The sequence below is a fragment of the Marinomonas vaga genome (assembly GCF_055388305.1).
In genome coordinates, this window is the sequence record NZ_AP043903.1 from 1,919,015 (window position 1) to 1,935,028 (window position 16,014).

The window sequence follows — 16,014 nt, forward strand, 5'->3', positions numbered from 1 at the left end:
AAGGTATTAAACGAGGTCGTCGAATTCGTTGGCAACCTTTAGATCTACTGGCATTTCGTAGCCTGGAAGGGAAATTTGCTTATCGGTAATGTTAAGCTCTTCACCACCAAGAACGTTGAAACCAAAGCGGTAGATTGGCTCAATCTCACCACGAATTGCCGCTTCGTTGTAACGTTCTGCGGCTTTTTTAACTTCCGCATTTTTCGCTTCGTAAGCTTTCATTTGCTCTGCGCTATAGCGCTTTTGCAGCATTTCAATCGCTTTAAAAGGTGATAGCAAGACAGCTGTTGCATTGTTACCGCCAAAACCTTTGGAGTTCAGTAGTGCAGCTTTGAAGTGCTCTTTACCGTAGTCTTCGTGTTTTAGCTGGAATTTAAGCCCATCAGTGTAGACATCATCTGCCACAGCAGTAGACGTCAAGATGCCAGGCAATACACCGTGCTCCCAAACACCTAATGAAAGATGTAGCTGATCACCACCGGCTGTCCCTTGGGAGTGTCCAAGGTAAGCTTTCATAGCGGTCACTGGCATAGCTTCGGCGCCGAAGCTTGCTGCCGCTTGGCTCAATACATGGGACTCAGTGACACGGTTTTGCGGAGTACTTGTGCCGTGTGCTTGGATAAAGGTGTGTTGGGTCAGACCTTCTTCACCGATGATGTTTTGCAGGTAAGCCATTGCCTTACTCATGGTGAGGTAGTTGCCTACCCCTGGCGCAGAGATAGATTTTTTATAGCCGTCAGCAAACGCGTAGACGGCTGGGATAGCACCATAAATCGTCGCGCCTAACTCTAGGGCAAGTTCGTCGTCCATAAGTAGCGTCCATTGGCTAGATTCACCGATGGTAAAGCCACAGTTTTGGGCGAACGGACGGCAACTACGAGTATGGTCTGGCTCTTTTTGATTTTCTAGCTGATCTAATGCCAGCAGGGCAGTGTCTTCAGCCAGCGCACCCATGGTGCGGAAGCCTTCAATGATTTCAGGAGTAATAGGCGCATCACTGCCACCCACCATGGCAATACGGACCTTGCCTGATTTGATTTGCTCGACCGCACGCTCAAGGTTAAAGAAGTAGGTCGCACAAGCACCAATGGACGTGCCTACGTTGCCAACGGAGCCAAGTATGTAAGCATTTACAAAGTCTGCTGGCATTTGCGCATAACCCAAAGGCAAATGCTTAGAAGTCGTGCGTTTGCCCATTAGGGCGGACTTCAGCATACCGCCAAAGCCAAGGTCGTCCATTTGACCGATAGAGTTAGCAGCATAGACAGCCACTTGGTCTGGGGCCACATGATTGCGTACCGTGTCCCAGTCCAAGCCACTGCTTAGGACGGCATCGGATGCGCCATAAACTGTCATTTGTAGGCCGCGAGGATGGTTACGGCTCTGGTACAGTTTAGATGGGTCAAACCCGGTTGGTAGTTGACCTGCCGCTTTCACAGAAAGGGGCTTGGTATCCTTGATAAAGGTTTCTAGTGTGCCGTCTACCGTAATTTCGCTATGAGTTTTGGACAGCTCTTTTACTTGCCAGTTAGCAGGGATGTTCTCTGGTAAGGAGCGTGTCTTAACACTGAAGCTAAGCTTTTCGCCTTCGCTGACTGGCGATAGGGCAGAGCTCTTGTGCAGCACCACATTGTCTACGTCAAATAGACTAGGGTGGATGCGGCGAATCAAGGTGCGAGCGAGAAGCTCTTCACCAAAAGTATCAATCAGTGTATCAGCATCGAGTGCTTCCCCATCAGGGGTTAACCAAAGACCGTTTTGGTGCTCAGCTAGTTGAGTAATAGTTGCGAGGTCTAGGAGAACCTCCTGCTGAAGGGCTGTGGGAAGTAGATCAAAAATGATTCGACGGTATGCTTGATGAAAAGAAGTACGTCCAGCCGAATTGATTCCGCCAAAGCCTACGATAACAGGTAAACGGGCCAAAGGAATGTCCTCGATTTAGAAATGGGATAATAACGGAGGTTATTGTAATGGAAGGAAGGGAGCGACTGCCACCCTAAGCAATGGGAAAAAGCAGGTAAATCCCCCCTAGACAAGCAAAAGTTGTGTAAGGGGGCGGATTTGGCGTTATTCGTTAGGCTCTTGGTTGTCTGTGTGGACGTTAAAGCGCCATAACTCGTTGTAATCGATCAAGCTCTCGATCTCATCCACATACTCTTGCCCACGCTCAGAATATTTTTCTAAACCGTGAACCAAAGCTAAACCAGTAATCGTGCTTTCATTCGTTCTAAGCTCTGCGCGAATATTGCGTAACTCTCGATAAGCAGGGTTGCTATTAAGATTATCAATGTAGGCAAATACAGATTCGCGGGCGTCATTGAACTTACGTACTTCGTGATCGGCATCGTCAGAACGGGAGTTTGGTACTAAGCCACATCCTTTACGGAAACACCATTGGCCAAAGTAGTTGTTGCCCTCTGTTGCGAAACGTGAAGTACCCCAAGCGGACTCGTTAGCTGCCTGAGCCAAGACTAAGGAAGTGGGGATAATATCAACATATTTAAGCAGTGCTTGAATGTGCTCAGGACCGTATTCTTCGACTTTCTTAAGGCGGTGGATGCTGCGTTGGGCGCCGACCCAGGATAAGTCTTCCGCGCTAAAGGGTTGGCCCTTCGCCAAGATCTTCTCAATGCGAGCGCGATCTTCAAGCTGAAGTGCATTTTTCTCATGCACGAATGGCGTTAAGAAATTAAAGAAGGCATCTTTTCTGGTTGGAATATCTGAAATTTCGGCGAAGTTTGGTGCCTCACCGGTAATCGGATGGCTTTTAAAGTAAGCCTTTTCTTGCTCTGTTACAGGGGTTTCAGAGTCTTTGTCCTGCTTTGTGGACTGACTCTCTTTCTGTTTAGCCTTGGTAGGCGCATCTGTCTTGCTTGCCGCTTTTGATGGCTCTTGAGCAGGAGCCGGCGACGTGCTTTGAGGGTCAATTTTTATCCATAGGATAAAAATGACGATACATGAAATAACCCAAAGTAGCTTACGTTCCATAATCAACCATCTGTAATTAGCACCGATGCAAACAAGAGCGGTTAGGGGTAAACCGCTCAGTATTGCAAACTATGTATTAGCAGAACATTATCTAAAAAATTTCGGCACTTTGATAGTTTTGCGTCTAGGGATTGTCAAAACTGCTTAATTTTCCCTTAATTTCGAAGTTACATATCACTACGAAAAAGCGTGTCAGGCCCTTTAGGAACGACGCGAGTAGGGTTAATTGTGTCGTGGCTGTAGTAATAGTGTTGCTTAATATGAGTGAGGTTTACTGTCTTTGCCACGTTTGCTGTGTTGTATAAACCCTCTAAGTAGGCATTTAAATTTGGGTAATCAATGATGCGTCGTAAGTTGCATTTGAAATGGCCAAAGTAAACCGGATCAAAGCGAATCAAGGTGGTGAATAGCCGCCAGTCCGCTTCTGTGGCTTGCTCGCCAACAAGATAAGCTTGTGTTTCTAAGCGCTGCTCAAGGAAGTCCAGTGTTTCAAATAAGGGGGCTACTGCTTCTTCGTAGGCCTCTTGAGTGGTGGCAAAACCTGATTTATACACCCCATTATTGACGGTGTCATAAATGCGATCATTGATGTCATCGATCTCAGCGCGTTTTTCCTCTGGGTAATAATCATCTTGATTACCTGTTAGATCATTAAAAGCGCTATTAAACATGCGGATGATGTCTGCAGATTCGTTGGAGACAATGGTATTGGTGTGTTTGTCCCAAAGAATCGGCACTGTCACGCGACCAGAGTATTTGGGATCTGCTTTAGTGTAGATTTGATGGGCGAAGTCAGAGCCAAACAATGGGTCTCCAGTCGGAACTTGGGCGTCATCAAAACGTTCTTCCTGCTTAAATTGCCAGCCGTTCTCCAGCATGTGTGGGTGAACACAACTTACGCTGATGTGTGCTTCTAGCTCTTTCAGTTGGCGAAATATCAATGTGCGATGCGCCCAAGGACAGGCTAATGACACATACAGGTGATAGCGGCCAGACTCGGCAGGAAAGTGTTTTGAGTTGTCGGCGTCATAGTCTTTTGGTGCCACTAGCCAGTTACGAAATTGTGATTGTGAGCGGACAAATTTACCGTTAGTGGCTTTTGTGTCGTACCACTGGTCGTGCCATTTACCATCAATTAATAAACCCATAATATTCTCTCATCTTAAATTTACTGCTATTTAACTCTTATTATTAATGAAAATGCCTGCTTTTCGGGGCAAGATATTGATTTGGTTTAATCGAAAGGTTCGATGGGTTCGTTCATGCCTCAAAAAACAGGCCCCTTATTAGTCCCGCTATTTGTCTTACTTGCTGGCTTATTTGCTAGTGCCTATGTATTGGAGTTGCCAGCATTGGCACTCTCTTTATTACCGCTGCTGCCCTATATTTTGGCAGTGGTCATGGTATTTCTCGCTTGGCACTTTAATCGAGGTAAGGTGCTGCTCGCGGGTGGTTTACTGCTTTTGCCCGCTTTTTATCCCTATGTGTCCAATGGCGGTGTGCCATCAAGCTCGGCGACCATTACGGCCTTAGGGCTTGGCTTACTTTTATTACTAAAGGAAAGAGGCTTTTTTAATCGGTACGGGTTAAATCGCCTGCTGTTTCTTTCCATGCTGGTGGCTTGGAGCTTTTTTTACGAAAAGAGTTGGATCAATTTTAACTTTCTTCAGGTAATGGTGCCTGGATTCCAGATGTCCCTAACAACCTTAATCTGTTGGGCTGTCATTTTGATTACCATGCTGGTCAGTGTTGTGGTTTGGTGGCGGGGAGCAGACGGATTTTCGTCAGCGGTTTTAGTCAGTATGGTTGCACTCTTGCTGATCGAGTTTATGACGTTTTCACCACAGCAAGAAGCAGCGTTACGCAGTGCGCAAATTTTAATTTGGATTTGGTTCATCGTTGCTGAAAGCCATCGTATGGCTTTTCGAGACGAGTTAACGCAATTGCCCAGTCGCCGAGCATTGAATGAGGCAATGCTGGCATTACCCAAGTCCTATGCCATTGCTATGTTAGATGTGGATCATTTTAAAAAATTTAACGACTCCCACGGTCATGATAAAGGCGATGAGGTACTCAGAATCGTTGGCCGAGTCTTATTGAAGCATTCTGGTCCAGCTTCTGTTTATCGTTATGGAGGAGAGGAGTTTACCTTGTTGTTTAAAGGCCGCTCTTGTGACTATGCAGAGGCTATATTAGAGGATATTCGTGAGCAAATTCACTTGCAGCCGTTAGATGTCTCCAAAGATGACAAAGAAAAATTTGTAACGGTGACTGCGAGCATGGGATTGGCGATGGTCCAGCCAGATGAAAGGTCTTCTGAAGTTATAAAGCGTGCCGATGAAGCGCTTTATAAGGCTAAAAAGAAGGGCCGGAACTGCGTTGTGGTGGCCTAATTTAATAAAGTTGAACAGTCGGTCAAAAATATCTTGCGCTTTTAAAGCAAGATAGGTAATCTGACCGAATATTCAAGATTTATTGCAATGCCTGTTGCAATAACCTAGTTCGCAATGGGAGGTAACTCTCATGGCAACCGGGGCCAACGTGGTACAGCAGCGCAAAAGGTGTACGCCTAACACCGAACTGCTGTGAGGGGAACGGGGAGCTTTGCTCCCCTTTTTAATGCCTTGAAAACGCCCATAATACGGGCGTTTCAGGGTCTTAAGGCTTTATTTTTACTGTTTATTTATACAGTTTTTACCCATATTTACCCCGCTAAGTGGACACTATATGGACACTTTATTTCTCTTTTAGCTTTTCCCGTTGATCTTTATCTAATGCCTAGCTGTGCTACTATCCCCGCCGTTATTTGGATAACAAGGAATCAAGGATATGAAAGCACTTCTTTTGCCCGTTGCGGCGTCTGTTTTTCTTACTGCTTGCGGTGGCGGCGGTAGTTCTAGCGAGTCAACTTCTACGAATACCGCTATCAGTGGTGCGGTGGGATATTGGTATGGCACGTCCAGCATTTACGATAATACATATGAGTCGGTGGCGTTTGTGAACGAATCAGGGTTCACGTTTATTAACGCCGAAGGCTCTATTGTATATGGTGACCTTAATTGGAACGGTAACACGGGAACGGGGATTCTTTACGAGATAGACGGTGATGATAAATACACATATGACTCTACCGTTTCATTTAATAATGGCGCTTTATCTGCCAGCCTAAAGTATGGTTCTGATACGTTCACTTTTGCAGGCACAGGTGATACCGAAAATAACAACCAGTTTAAAAAGAGTCGTGATTTATCAGACTTAAATGGGACGTGGTATCAGTATGATGATGGGGCTAGTGACACGTTTACGATGACAAATGGTGTCGCTTCGTTGCGTTCGTTAGAACTGGGATGCCTAGTCACGGTTGTGCTAAAGGATGAAGACTACCGTTATTCCGCATTCTCAATGACGGCTACCGCCTCGGAGTGTACAGACGATAGTTTGAATGGTTCTTATTCTGCTGGTCTTGCTGCTAGTGGTGCAGAGGATGATGTGGAAACGCTGACGCTTTTTGCATATCGGGACGATGCTTGGATAGGTGGGGATTTTTATCGTCAGTAGAATTACTATTTATTCAGAATCCTCTAACTTAAGCACCACACCAAATATAGAGCTGTTATGCTTTACCTAAAGATAGACCAAGAAGATAGTTTTTTATCATTTGAGAAGGGAGTAACAGAATGGAAATTGTTAGTTATTGTGGCCGTTGGGTCAAAGCTGTAGAAAAGAATTTTGAGCTCTATGTCGCTCACGAAAACAATAGCACTTTGGACTATTTATTCGATCTAACTGCATATGATTCACTTTCCAACTGGGAAATGTTAGAGCACACGATTCATGACTCACGCGTTAGAGTATTCATGAATGAAAACCGTCTGGTAGGCTTTAAACTTATTCAAAATTCAAGTAAGTGTTTCTTTGTCTCTAGCACAATAGAAAAGTCAAACCATCTTTCCATTGATGATTGCGTTGAAAAAATTTGTGATGGGATCAATGTGATCTATGAAAAAAATGTGCTTCCATCATTGAGCTAATTCAGAGTTGTAGGGGCTTAATCTGCCCCTTTTTCTTTTCCGCTTTCTAGCTTTTGAATGCGTAGTTCGTGTTTGATCAGCACCCAGCCGATTATGATTGTGACCGTGTCGGCTCCTGTCCCTGTCAGTAGTTTGATAATTTCCAGTTCCACTATTCGCCCTCTGTGGCTTGTTCTACGCCGTTGACGATCAACGGGGCGGCAATGTTCCAGATTGCAGAGGGCACTGGCGTGAATGCTGTGCCGATCACGACAACTAACGCGCCTAGTGCTTTCTTGTTGTTGCTAATGAATTTGTTCAGTCCCTTCATGGTTTATTCCTGTGTTGGGTCGGGTAGGTTGTTTTCGATTTGTCCAGCTTGTACGGCCGCTTTCCAACGCTCGTATTGTTCGTCATTGAAAAGGGGCAGTTGGTGGCGGAACTTTTTGTCGAATGGATCGGTTTCCAGCGCGCTAGATACATAGTCCACTGCTTGATCTAGGTAGTATTCTCCTAGGAACCCAACGGCTTCGCCCACTTCACCCGCTGTTTCTATTGTGTCGTTGACGACTCGGGCGGCGCGGTTGTAGATAAACCATGCCCCCAAGCCGCCAACAACGGCCAAGGCTAGTAGTTGCTTGTCTGTAAACACAGCCATTACGCAACGTCTCCCCAAATTTCGGACACATAGTTTTGCGTCTCAGTTGGGGCGGATGCCAGCCACTTTTCACCCGCTGTTTTCATTGAGTTACTAACCGCCGTTGGTCCCCAGTTATAAGCCGCTAACGCGGTTTCCCAATCACCAAAACGCGTCTTAAGTTTCGCCAGATACTTGGCCGCGTAGTATATGCTTGCCACGGGGTTAAGCGGGTCTACCTCGGGATGCCAACGTGGGACAATTTGAGCGATACCTACGGCCCCAGCTGAACTGGTTGTTTCGCCTGCTATGATGTCTTGGCGGTAGCGGCTCTCTTGGTAGAGTAGTCGTGCTAACAGATAACGCGGCATACCGTATTGGTATTCAGCCGCCATGATGTCAGCAAGGTACGGTTGCGCCGCTTCGGGCGGTGTCCATTTTCGATTAAGCATGATGTACAGGCCAGCGGCGGCACACACCACCACTAGCCATGCCCCCTTGTTCATTACGCGGCTGGTTCTTCGGCTACTGGCTCAACGTCAGGCACTTCTACTTCTACGTCAAAGCGAAGCGTTAACGCGCCGATGATGTCAGTAGGGGTAGTGGTGCCGCGTTCGTAAGTGCGGACCAATACGCCTGTTTCGTTGGCTTCTGTTGCCAGTGAGATAGATGGATCACCGTTATCGTCTTTCTTGATCGTGGTGCGCCAGCCCTCAGACGCTAGACTGATTACGCCGCCAATCTGGTAAACGCCAAGCTCTAGACGTTCGGTTGTCATCTGTGGCTGTGTGCTGTTTTTATTTACGCCATCTGGTAGCAAGTTCAGCGCCGCTGTGGTTTGGATAATTGCCATGTTTTATGTTCCTTTTGTGATTCTTTCAGGAGTCTAAGCGCGGCGCTTAGACCGTTTTAATGAAGCCGTCAGCATCAACAATAGCCGTCTCGCCAATGACAGGAATTTCGCTCCACTCACTCCAGCCACCATTATTTGAATGGGCTGTGAATCGAGCACCACCATCACTTAGGAAGTCGATTACTGTTCGGTTTTCACCGTTGATTTCAGAACGGTAAACAACGAGTGAGCCATACAAATTAGCCAAGCCCCAACGAAGCTCAGGAGGTCGATTAGGGTTAGGGGTCTGTGATCCATTCTGAATTTTGTAAATGCCCGGCTCACGAATCACAAAAAAATCTTCTGTCGTGAGTGTTGGGCGAACCTTCATAAAAGTGTGGAGGTTGTTGATATCCGCGAATTGGCTAACGTCTGAGTTCAGCTTTGAAATCGTGGCGTTAATCGCTTCGATTTGACTATCTAGTAACGCCAAATCATTTAAGGTTGATTGAGAACCTACTTTCATTTGATTACCTCAGTAATAAAAATTTGATCGTTTGCGGCGACTGCTTGGGCAGTGACCGCGCCTGTGTATTTAGTTAATTCCACATACTGACCAGCGCGAAGCGGGATACCCGCCACAATCACCGTGTCTGTATTGTCTTCCGATGCCATGATGGTCACATCACGGCGGTTTGCATTGGCAGTGATCGTGAACGATTCCCCCGCCGTAAACGTTTTAGAAGAACTCGCCAATTCAGTGGCAGGCTTTTCTAGTGTTTCCAATGTCTGGGCTAGTGCCGTCACAATCGGGTTGCTAATGTCGCCTGTGTTGGAGACGTTCGCCGTCAGCGTTTGGGCCAGCGCGGCCACAATCGGGTTACTAATGTCGCCAGTGTTGGAGACATTCGCCGTTAGCGTTTGGGCCAGTGCCGCAACGATTGGGTTACTGATGTCGCCAGTGTTGGAGACATTTGCCGTCAGTGTTTGGGCCAGTGCCGCAACGATTGGGTTACTAATATCGCCAGTGTTAGAGACGTTCGCCGTTAGCGTTTGAGCAAGTGCCACTAAAATCGGGTCGGTGATTTCCCCAGCGTTTAGCATGTTGGTTTTCACCGTCTCACGCACAGAGAGAACTTCGGTTAGCTGTCCATCACCCGCCATATACAGGGCACCGGTTCCTGTTTTGATAACAATGTCACCCGCATAGTCGGACGCATTGCGCACGCTGAATGCCTTAAAGGGCTCATCCAGTCTCAACACCTCATTGACACCAAGAAAGTGGGGTTCCCCATCAATCACTATTTCAATTTCAGGTGAACCACTGGAATAACCGATATAGCGCCCCGTTGCGGTAATGTCCCAGCGTTCGTTCGGGTTTAAGCGCATTTCATGTTTCATTTAGCCCCCTTAGCGAGCAATGCCATTCCCAGCACAGCGACACAGCTAACACCGCCAATCACGTACATAAACTGTCTACTGTTTTCAGCCATCTTCGTTTGAAAGTTGAGGCCGTTTTCAGCAATCAGGTTTTGCCCATCCGTTGCTACAGCTGTCGCCATATGCTCCACGCGATCCGAGTTGTTACGGCTGATTTCATCAATCATGTTGGCGGCGTTTTTTGCGGTATCGACTGCCAACGTGGACGAGTCTTTCCATGCTTCGCCAACGTAGGCCATGCCCACTTCGGCTAAATCCGCGCTTTGTTCCATGGCGGCTAAACTCACTAGCTGGTTACTACCCACGCTTTGGGACACTAAATCCAACGCCCCCACAATTGCCCCGTAGTCGGTATTGGTGATTGTGTTGTTATTCCCAGCCACCACCGTTTGAGCGTTGGTGCCCTGCAAGTTGTAGTTATCAATGTCGTTGTTGGTCGTATTGCTACTTCGGCTTGATGAGCTAAATAATCCCATTACTTACCTCCACGCATTAACAACACTGCACTCAAAGCGACTGCACCACCCACCACCCACGGCACCCAATTTTGTTGGGCGCTTGTAGTGGCGGCAGGGTTGTAGTTCCCAAAAACAGCACCGCCCACGGTGTTGGTACCACCTTGGTTGGAAGCACTCGAACTAGGGGCAATCGAACCGCCGCCCATGTTCAGGCCGCCCATATCAAAGCCCGCCATTTGAGACGCCGCGGCCATTGTCATTGGGTCCATTAGCGTTTCCCCTTAGCCAAAAGCGAAAACACTCCCAATGCCGCTACGGTGCCACCGCCAATGGCTAACCATTTACCGTACTTCGTCATAAAAGCGGTTGGCTGGCTGGCGGCGGCACGTTCAGCCGCTTGTTGTGCCGCAATCGCGGCGGCAGTGTCGTCATACTTGATAACACTGGCGGTTTCCGACTGCTTGGGCATGTTGGCCGTATTTGCGGGTTCTGGGTTGGATGCTTCCACTTCACGCTCCACGTATCCGTCCACCAGTTCCCCCGCGCCGCCTTTCACTTTTTCCCACTGCTCTAGAAACCAACTCATTCCACACCCCTTACGCCAACGAGGCGTTAATGTCCGCTAGGATGTCGATGGTTTGGTTATCTGATTCGTGGTGCAATTTGAATTGCAACGAGTCGTACGCCGTCATCATCTCGTCAGACATAAAGCCCGAACCAACTGGGTTGAAGATGAAGTAACCCTCTTGAGGTGCTAGGTCTTGTTCCGCGACTTGGATGTATTCCAAGGTTTCGCGGTCTAGCTCCATACGTTTCACCACGGTGCCGCCTTTACGGGCTTCCATTTCGATCTTGGACACATTGCCCTTGATGTAGAGTGCGCGCAGTTTTGGGCCGCGGGGCAGTTTGTCGTAAACAATGACACCCTTACTCACGTTGTTGATGGTGTGACGTTCAAAGCGGCGCTCATTGGTTCGCACACGTTGGCCCATGCTGATAGAACCATCGACACCACGAATAGGCATGCCATTACCATCACGCAAAACCGTGATAGGTGAAGCAAACAAGGCACGTGCATAAAGGTAGTAGCCATTGCTTGCAGGCAATCCAGTGGAAAGACGAACACGCAATTCATGAGCATCATTCGGGCCGCTTGGACGCTCTAGTGAGTCTTGACCTGGCAGCGTACGGGCACGAACATCGGCAACATGAAAAGGGATAACCCCTTTAACCGTTGGGCGCTTGTGGTGGCGTTCCATCATTAACAGTTCGTCAGCAGACAATGGAATCGGCACGTCAGAACCGTTTGCCAGCTCTACCGCTTCAATGAATTGCGGATCAATGTTGGTGAAGATCAGGAACGAGCGAAAAACTGTGTTCGCTGGCAACGTCAAAGACAGGCGTTTGCCTTTTGTTAGCTCACCTGAAAACGGGTTTAATTCTTCGTACAAATGACGCATGGATTAACCCCCTGTAACGACAGACGCGACTTTTTTACCAGTCTTGCCTGATTTCTTCACCGCATAGACGGCGACACCAAAAGCCGCCAGACCGACACCGACAGAAACGACGGTTTTCCAGTCAACAGAGCTTTTGACCTTTTCTAATGTTTGGTTCATTTGTTCCCCTTGTGTATGAAAGGTTGTTTGTTTGCGTTTTGCAGGGGGAACGATAGAGGGCGAGATACTATGGCGGTCAACCCGCCGATAGTATCGCTATAGTATGGATAGTATGAAATTCGTTGAAAAAGTGCGCTTTTCGCCTAGCCAATGTACTTGAACGTCACTTTTTTGAAGGTGTCTTTGACGACTTTGTAGAAGTTGAGGGGATCAAGTGCCCCCATTTTTTCCGGTGCCAGTCCTGTTTGGCGTTTAATATAGTGCTGGTCATTAGCCCGTTGGATACCGATATAAGTTTCCCCCGCTTGGGTAATGAAAGATTTAGGCACTTCCTGAACCCGCTGGGTGCCAACGGTCAGAATGCCGCCATACTTACGAGAGCGCCGCCACATTTTGCCCGTCCACTTGGGCATAGATTGTTTTAGGCCCACGTCCGCCGCTTCCTCGATCACAATATCAAGCGGCTTAGAGCCATCCAACGCCGCCCACATACACATCATGAACCATTCAAACGTGACTTCATCATCGTCACCGTTCCAACCAATCCGCCCACCTTTTGCCATGACCGCTTTTAGGGCCATGAGAAATGCTTGCTTGTCGTTGTAGTGCTTGCAGGTGTGATCATTATCAGGGTCCCAAAACACCGCTCGTTTTGAGTTCTTCACAAGGTTCTTAATGGCCTGTGTTTTACCACCACCCGTAATGGCGGTGATAAAGCGGTGACGGTTCGGCAAGCTTGTATCTGCGTTAGTTGCCAAGTGCGCCCCCTTTTTCGGTTTCTGTGTCTTCTTGTTGTTTAGTGGCTTCCAATAAGTGCGAAGCACGCGCCGCCATGATTGCCGATCCAACATACAGCCCCGCTTTGATTTCGGGCTTTTCCATGAAGTCATCCACCCATGACGGCATAGAGTCACCGTACTTTTCAGCCAGTGGAACCAGCGCCGCCGCCCCCGCTTCTATTTTCTCGTCTTCTACTTCAGCCAGTGGATAGGCTTTAGACAGGCCCCACCACAGCATATTATTGAAGCGAGCCGCGAGGCGTTCCGCCCGTTCGTGGTTTTCAGCTTCTTCCTCAGCACTGGGAGCGGCTTCCTGTTCTGCTTCTTCCTGTGCGTCACTGATTAATGCATCAAGAGATAACCCCTCGTCAGGGTCACTTTCCCCCTCGAATACACTGTTTTGATCTTCTAATAGTTCATCTGTCTGCGTTTCAAATTCGTCTTTCATGCTTACCCCTTAGTAGCTTTTAGTAGTTCTGAACCCAACACCGATACACCCGCGAATACTACGAAGACACCTAAACCTAAGAGGGTGCTTGTTCCATTAGTTTGTGTTCGTGGCTTGATAGTCTCGCGGCGTGTGATTGCTGGCTTTGCGGCGGGTTCTGGCAGTGTAACTTTGAGTGTATCGGTACTATTCCCGATAGTGTCCGTTTTAGTCTCTGCAACTGGCTCTACCGTCTCGGCCCCATAAGGCGCTACGGTTTTACTATCGTGATAGTGTCCGACAGGTTTCATGGTGCTTTTCCAACGTGTCTGGATAGTCTTCCCAGTACGTTGATCCACACCACAGGCACTACAACGCACCTGTAAAAAATCACCCTTACGCTTGGTTTGTTCCACGTAGGCACAACGCCCACACTCACAAACGATTTCACCGATTACTTCCGCTTTACTGGCCATTAGCTTTAATCTCCTTTAATTCATCCACGACAGCAGACAGCACCGCATAGGCTAGGCGGCTGGATTCTTCTGCTAATTCGATTTTCTTACCCATAGAAAAGGCCCCCAGCGTATCCGCCGTGGTGAAGTTGTTGCCCAGCTTGTTGAGCCCTTTTTCGATTTTTTCCATTCTGGTCATTTGCTTAGTCATTCATTGGTTTCCTTTAGTGATAAACGGGGGGAGAATTCGGGGCGATTCCGCCCCCCGTACAGTTATTGACACGATTTCTAGGGAACGGCTTCGCCGCTCCTAAAGCCAAAGAGCCAGAGCCAATACGCTGCACTGTCCACTCGTACAGGCGTGTAATGACTAGCTCAGCGCTAGACGCTTGAAACAAGCCTTCTATGCACTGCTTAGGCTCGCCAAACTGGTTTAGCTCTTGGTTGTTGTAGAAAGGTTTGAGGGTTTGGTTACGGCCAGCCGACACGCCGCCCATCAATTCAGTAAAACGCTTCCAATCGTTACCAATGGCGGCTTGGTAAATGTCGATAAACGTTTCTGGTAGAGAGTCTTTCAAACGGCGGATTTCACGCCATACGGTCACAGAGACACCGCCCAAAAATTGAAACTGGCGGATACCGTGGCGGCTTTTCCAAGCCTGTACACGTTCGGCGGCATCGACAAAGGTGCATCCTGTGTCCTTATCAATGCCGACACACTCACCATTAGCGTCTAAGCCGTCTATGTTCTTAGCAATGTATTTGGCAACGTAAGAAGCCGCGCCGCCTTTTGCTGGGTCTAAGAATTTCTTATCAAAACGGCTGTGATCCGCGCCTTTTTCGTTACCGTCCACTTCATAAGCGTACTTTTCCATAATCGCTAGCATGCGCTTACTTTGTTTCGGGTGAACAAATAGGATCATGTGCCAATGGGGGGTGCCGTCATGGTGTGGCTCTACAGCGCGTAAACCGTAGAAGTGGATAGACTCACGAGCACACGCCGCCCTGATCTTTTTCCATTGGCCGTTTAGGTATTGCTGGGCATCCCGTGGGGAAGGGCAACCGAAGTCATAAAACTTGCGGTTACGGTGGCCTGATTTCTTATGTACTGGGTGATACTTGGACGGGCATGTAAGCGTTAAAAACCAGCCTATATGCCCATGTTCAACCGCCAAGAATTGAACGCCCTTAACCCTGACGCTCAATTCTGCCTTGTTGTGAATTGGGTTAGAAACGCTTTTACTGGCAAGGTCTGAAAGCAGAAAGCTTTGGCCGTATTGGTTAGTAGCCTCCCAGCTTTCCAGAAAAGCGCGGTTCGCTTGTTTCTGTTTGCGGTGGCGATGAATACCCCAGCGGGAAACATACGGGGACTCTTGATTGGAGACCTCACCGCATTCACGACGGATATTCTCCACGGCGCGGTAATGGCGTTTAGCTTGGCGTATCCACCACTCAGGGGTAAACATTCGAAGCATAAGAGCCTGTACTTTGTCGTCATCATGCCATTTGTCAAACAGTGCATTAACTGTTTCAGCCTCGCTTTTAACGAACTCAAAGAAGTGTGTATTTTGACGGACCAAAAAGGCTTTAGCTGACATTTCAAAACGGCGGCTTTTCTCTTTTGCCCATGCCGTGAGCTTGTCGCCTGTTAAGTCGGTAATCCACTCGTCACAGAAGTACAAACGATCCACCACACCGCGTAACCAATCCATAGCCGCTTGTTGGTTTTCACGCTTCTGACGGCGGTCTGCTTCACGTAGCACAATGTTACGCATCCCTGTTTTTTCAAGTTTGCTAATGAGCTTTACACGATCAATGGCACCACGTAGCCATGTATTAGAAGCTACATAGCCTTTTGTCTGGTCTAACTCGTCAAGACGCGAGCGTAAAAAGCCCACATCTTGAGGGCTTAAACCTGATAACAGTTCATTACGCCAAACGACACAATGAGCAGTAGGTGTAAACATAGTCACCCCCTACGGCCAGAACGGTGCGGCCATCCAGCGGCGCACAATTTTAAGCTCTCGATCATTCATGCACTTCATAGCGTGCATAAAATCAAAGTCGAACATGTCAGAGTTACCAAACCAGACAGAACCGAAGAAGCGCAATAAAACGCCGTCTTCTTTGGGGCGGTTGTGTAGCACTGTTTGGATAGACCTCATTTTGGGCATACGTTCGTCAGCGTCCCAGTATTGCTTTAGCTCGGGAGCTGCTTCGAGCATGTTAAAAAAGCGGTTTTCGGCTTCTTGATTGATCACGGCTTTTTCTTCCTTCATAGCGTGTAATAAGTGATAAAACAGGTTTTGCGGTGGTCGGGTGGTCATAAAGGCTGCAAGTTGGGAGCGGCTAAGTTCTAAAGGGGTCAT

The 16,014-nt window shown here is 48.0% G+C and carries 24 protein-coding genes; 3 read left to right on the forward strand and 21 right to left on the reverse strand.

What is annotated here, in order from left to right:
* Positions 1-6: 6 nt before the first annotated feature.
* The 3 genes from ACZ5DR_RS08885 to ACZ5DR_RS08895 all read right to left on the reverse strand — a co-directional run bounded on the left by ACZ5DR_RS08885 (position 7) and on the right by ACZ5DR_RS08895 (position 4,136).
* On the reverse strand, positions 7-1,923 hold the full coding sequence (locus tag ACZ5DR_RS08885) for a beta-ketoacyl synthase (RefSeq protein WP_377368444.1): 1,917 nt from the start codon (positions 1,921-1,923) through the stop codon (positions 7-9).
* Positions 1,924-2,067: 144 nt separating this feature from the next.
* A complete protein-coding gene (locus ACZ5DR_RS08890) occupies positions 2,068-2,988 on the reverse strand; it encodes a glucosaminidase domain-containing protein (RefSeq protein ID WP_377368442.1) in 921 nt (306 codons plus the stop codon).
* Between the two features lie 167 nt (positions 2,989-3,155).
* A complete protein-coding gene (locus tag ACZ5DR_RS08895; RefSeq protein WP_377368441.1) occupies positions 3,156-4,136 on the reverse strand; it encodes a glutathione S-transferase family protein in 981 nt (326 codons plus the stop codon).
* Between the two features lie 114 nt (positions 4,137-4,250).
* Here ACZ5DR_RS08895 and ACZ5DR_RS08900 point away from each other — a divergent pair, with 114 nt between their 5' ends.
* From ACZ5DR_RS08900 to ACZ5DR_RS08910, 3 genes are all read left to right on the forward strand, one after another.
* A complete protein-coding gene (locus ACZ5DR_RS08900; protein ID WP_377368439.1) occupies positions 4,251-5,381 on the forward strand; it encodes a GGDEF domain-containing protein in 1,131 nt (376 codons plus the stop codon).
* Between the two features lie 436 nt (positions 5,382-5,817).
* The gene (locus ACZ5DR_RS08905) at positions 5,818-6,546 is read left to right on the forward strand and encodes a hypothetical protein (RefSeq protein WP_377368437.1); all 729 of its coding nucleotides are present in this window, start codon (positions 5,818-5,820) and stop codon (positions 6,544-6,546) included.
* 119 nt (positions 6,547-6,665) lie between these two features.
* On the forward strand, positions 6,666-7,019 hold the full coding sequence (locus ACZ5DR_RS08910; RefSeq protein WP_377368435.1) for a hypothetical protein: 354 nt from the start codon (positions 6,666-6,668) through the stop codon (positions 7,017-7,019).
* Positions 7,020-7,036: 17 nt separating this feature from the next.
* On the opposite strand, the gene ACZ5DR_RS08915 is transcribed toward ACZ5DR_RS08910, so the two are convergent.
* The 18 genes from ACZ5DR_RS08915 to ACZ5DR_RS09000 form a co-directional block, all read right to left on the reverse strand.
* Positions 7,037-7,171: a hypothetical protein gene (locus ACZ5DR_RS08915; RefSeq protein WP_377368433.1), complete on the reverse strand. Its 135-nt coding sequence runs from the start codon at positions 7,169-7,171 to the stop codon at positions 7,037-7,039.
* Positions 7,171-7,329, reverse strand: coding sequence for a hypothetical protein (locus tag ACZ5DR_RS08920; protein WP_377368431.1), 159 nt, complete (start codon positions 7,327-7,329; stop codon positions 7,171-7,173). The genes ACZ5DR_RS08915 and ACZ5DR_RS08920 overlap by 1 nt, the downstream gene beginning before the upstream one ends.
* A gap of 3 nt (positions 7,330-7,332) precedes the next feature.
* Positions 7,333-7,656, reverse strand: coding sequence for a hypothetical protein (locus ACZ5DR_RS08925; RefSeq protein WP_377368429.1), 324 nt, complete (start codon positions 7,654-7,656; stop codon positions 7,333-7,335).
* Positions 7,656-8,141, reverse strand: coding sequence for a lytic transglycosylase domain-containing protein (locus ACZ5DR_RS08930; protein WP_377368427.1), 486 nt, complete (start codon positions 8,139-8,141; stop codon positions 7,656-7,658). Before ACZ5DR_RS08930 ends, ACZ5DR_RS08925 begins: the two co-directional genes overlap by 1 nt.
* Positions 8,141-8,488: a phage tail fiber protein gene (locus tag ACZ5DR_RS08935; protein ID WP_377368425.1), complete on the reverse strand. Its 348-nt coding sequence runs from the start codon at positions 8,486-8,488 to the stop codon at positions 8,141-8,143. The genes ACZ5DR_RS08930 and ACZ5DR_RS08935 overlap by 1 nt, the downstream gene beginning before the upstream one ends.
* 46 nt (positions 8,489-8,534) lie before the next feature.
* Complete coding sequence (locus tag ACZ5DR_RS08940) at positions 8,535-8,993, reverse strand: pyocin knob domain-containing protein (RefSeq protein WP_377368423.1); 459 nt, start codon at positions 8,991-8,993, stop codon at positions 8,535-8,537.
* The gene (locus ACZ5DR_RS08945) at positions 8,990-9,868 is read right to left on the reverse strand and encodes a hypothetical protein (protein WP_377368421.1); all 879 of its coding nucleotides are present in this window, start codon (positions 9,866-9,868) and stop codon (positions 8,990-8,992) included. The genes ACZ5DR_RS08940 and ACZ5DR_RS08945 overlap by 4 nt, the downstream gene beginning before the upstream one ends.
* The gene (locus ACZ5DR_RS08950) at positions 9,865-10,383 is read right to left on the reverse strand and encodes a hypothetical protein (protein WP_377368419.1); all 519 of its coding nucleotides are present in this window, start codon (positions 10,381-10,383) and stop codon (positions 9,865-9,867) included. The genes ACZ5DR_RS08945 and ACZ5DR_RS08950 overlap by 4 nt, the downstream gene beginning before the upstream one ends.
* On the reverse strand, positions 10,383-10,634 hold the full coding sequence (locus ACZ5DR_RS08955; RefSeq protein ID WP_377368417.1) for a hypothetical protein: 252 nt from the start codon (positions 10,632-10,634) through the stop codon (positions 10,383-10,385). The genes ACZ5DR_RS08950 and ACZ5DR_RS08955 overlap by 1 nt, the downstream gene beginning before the upstream one ends.
* Positions 10,634-10,951 (reverse strand): hypothetical protein, encoded by a 318-nt coding sequence (locus ACZ5DR_RS08960; RefSeq protein WP_377368415.1) that lies wholly within the window; start codon positions 10,949-10,951, stop codon positions 10,634-10,636. Before ACZ5DR_RS08960 ends, ACZ5DR_RS08955 begins: the two co-directional genes overlap by 1 nt.
* Positions 10,952-10,961: 10 nt before the next feature.
* Positions 10,962-11,825, reverse strand: a complete 864-nt coding sequence (locus ACZ5DR_RS08965; protein WP_377368413.1) for a hypothetical protein — start codon at positions 11,823-11,825, stop codon at positions 10,962-10,964.
* A 3-nt stretch (positions 11,826-11,828) separates the two neighbouring features.
* The gene (locus tag ACZ5DR_RS08970; protein ID WP_377368411.1) at positions 11,829-11,984 is read right to left on the reverse strand and encodes a hypothetical protein; all 156 of its coding nucleotides are present in this window, start codon (positions 11,982-11,984) and stop codon (positions 11,829-11,831) included.
* A 143-nt stretch (positions 11,985-12,127) separates the two neighbouring features.
* Positions 12,128-12,742, reverse strand: a complete 615-nt coding sequence (locus ACZ5DR_RS08975) for a hypothetical protein (RefSeq protein ID WP_377368409.1) — start codon at positions 12,740-12,742, stop codon at positions 12,128-12,130.
* A complete protein-coding gene (locus ACZ5DR_RS08980) occupies positions 12,732-13,211 on the reverse strand; it encodes a hypothetical protein (RefSeq protein ID WP_377368407.1) in 480 nt (159 codons plus the stop codon). Before ACZ5DR_RS08980 ends, ACZ5DR_RS08975 begins: the two co-directional genes overlap by 11 nt.
* A 2-nt stretch (positions 13,212-13,213) precedes the next feature.
* Complete coding sequence (locus tag ACZ5DR_RS08985; RefSeq protein WP_377368405.1) at positions 13,214-13,666, reverse strand: hypothetical protein; 453 nt, start codon at positions 13,664-13,666, stop codon at positions 13,214-13,216.
* A complete protein-coding gene (locus ACZ5DR_RS08990; RefSeq protein WP_377368403.1) occupies positions 13,656-13,856 on the reverse strand; it encodes a hypothetical protein in 201 nt (66 codons plus the stop codon). Before ACZ5DR_RS08990 ends, ACZ5DR_RS08985 begins: the two co-directional genes overlap by 11 nt.
* Positions 13,857-13,869: 13 nt before the next feature.
* Positions 13,870-15,612 (reverse strand): replication endonuclease, encoded by a 1,743-nt coding sequence (locus ACZ5DR_RS08995; RefSeq protein WP_377368402.1) that lies wholly within the window; start codon positions 15,610-15,612, stop codon positions 13,870-13,872.
* A 9-nt stretch (positions 15,613-15,621) separates the two neighbouring features.
* On the reverse strand, positions 15,622-16,014 hold the full coding sequence (locus ACZ5DR_RS09000) for a hypothetical protein (RefSeq protein ID WP_377368400.1): 393 nt from the start codon (positions 16,012-16,014) through the stop codon (positions 15,622-15,624).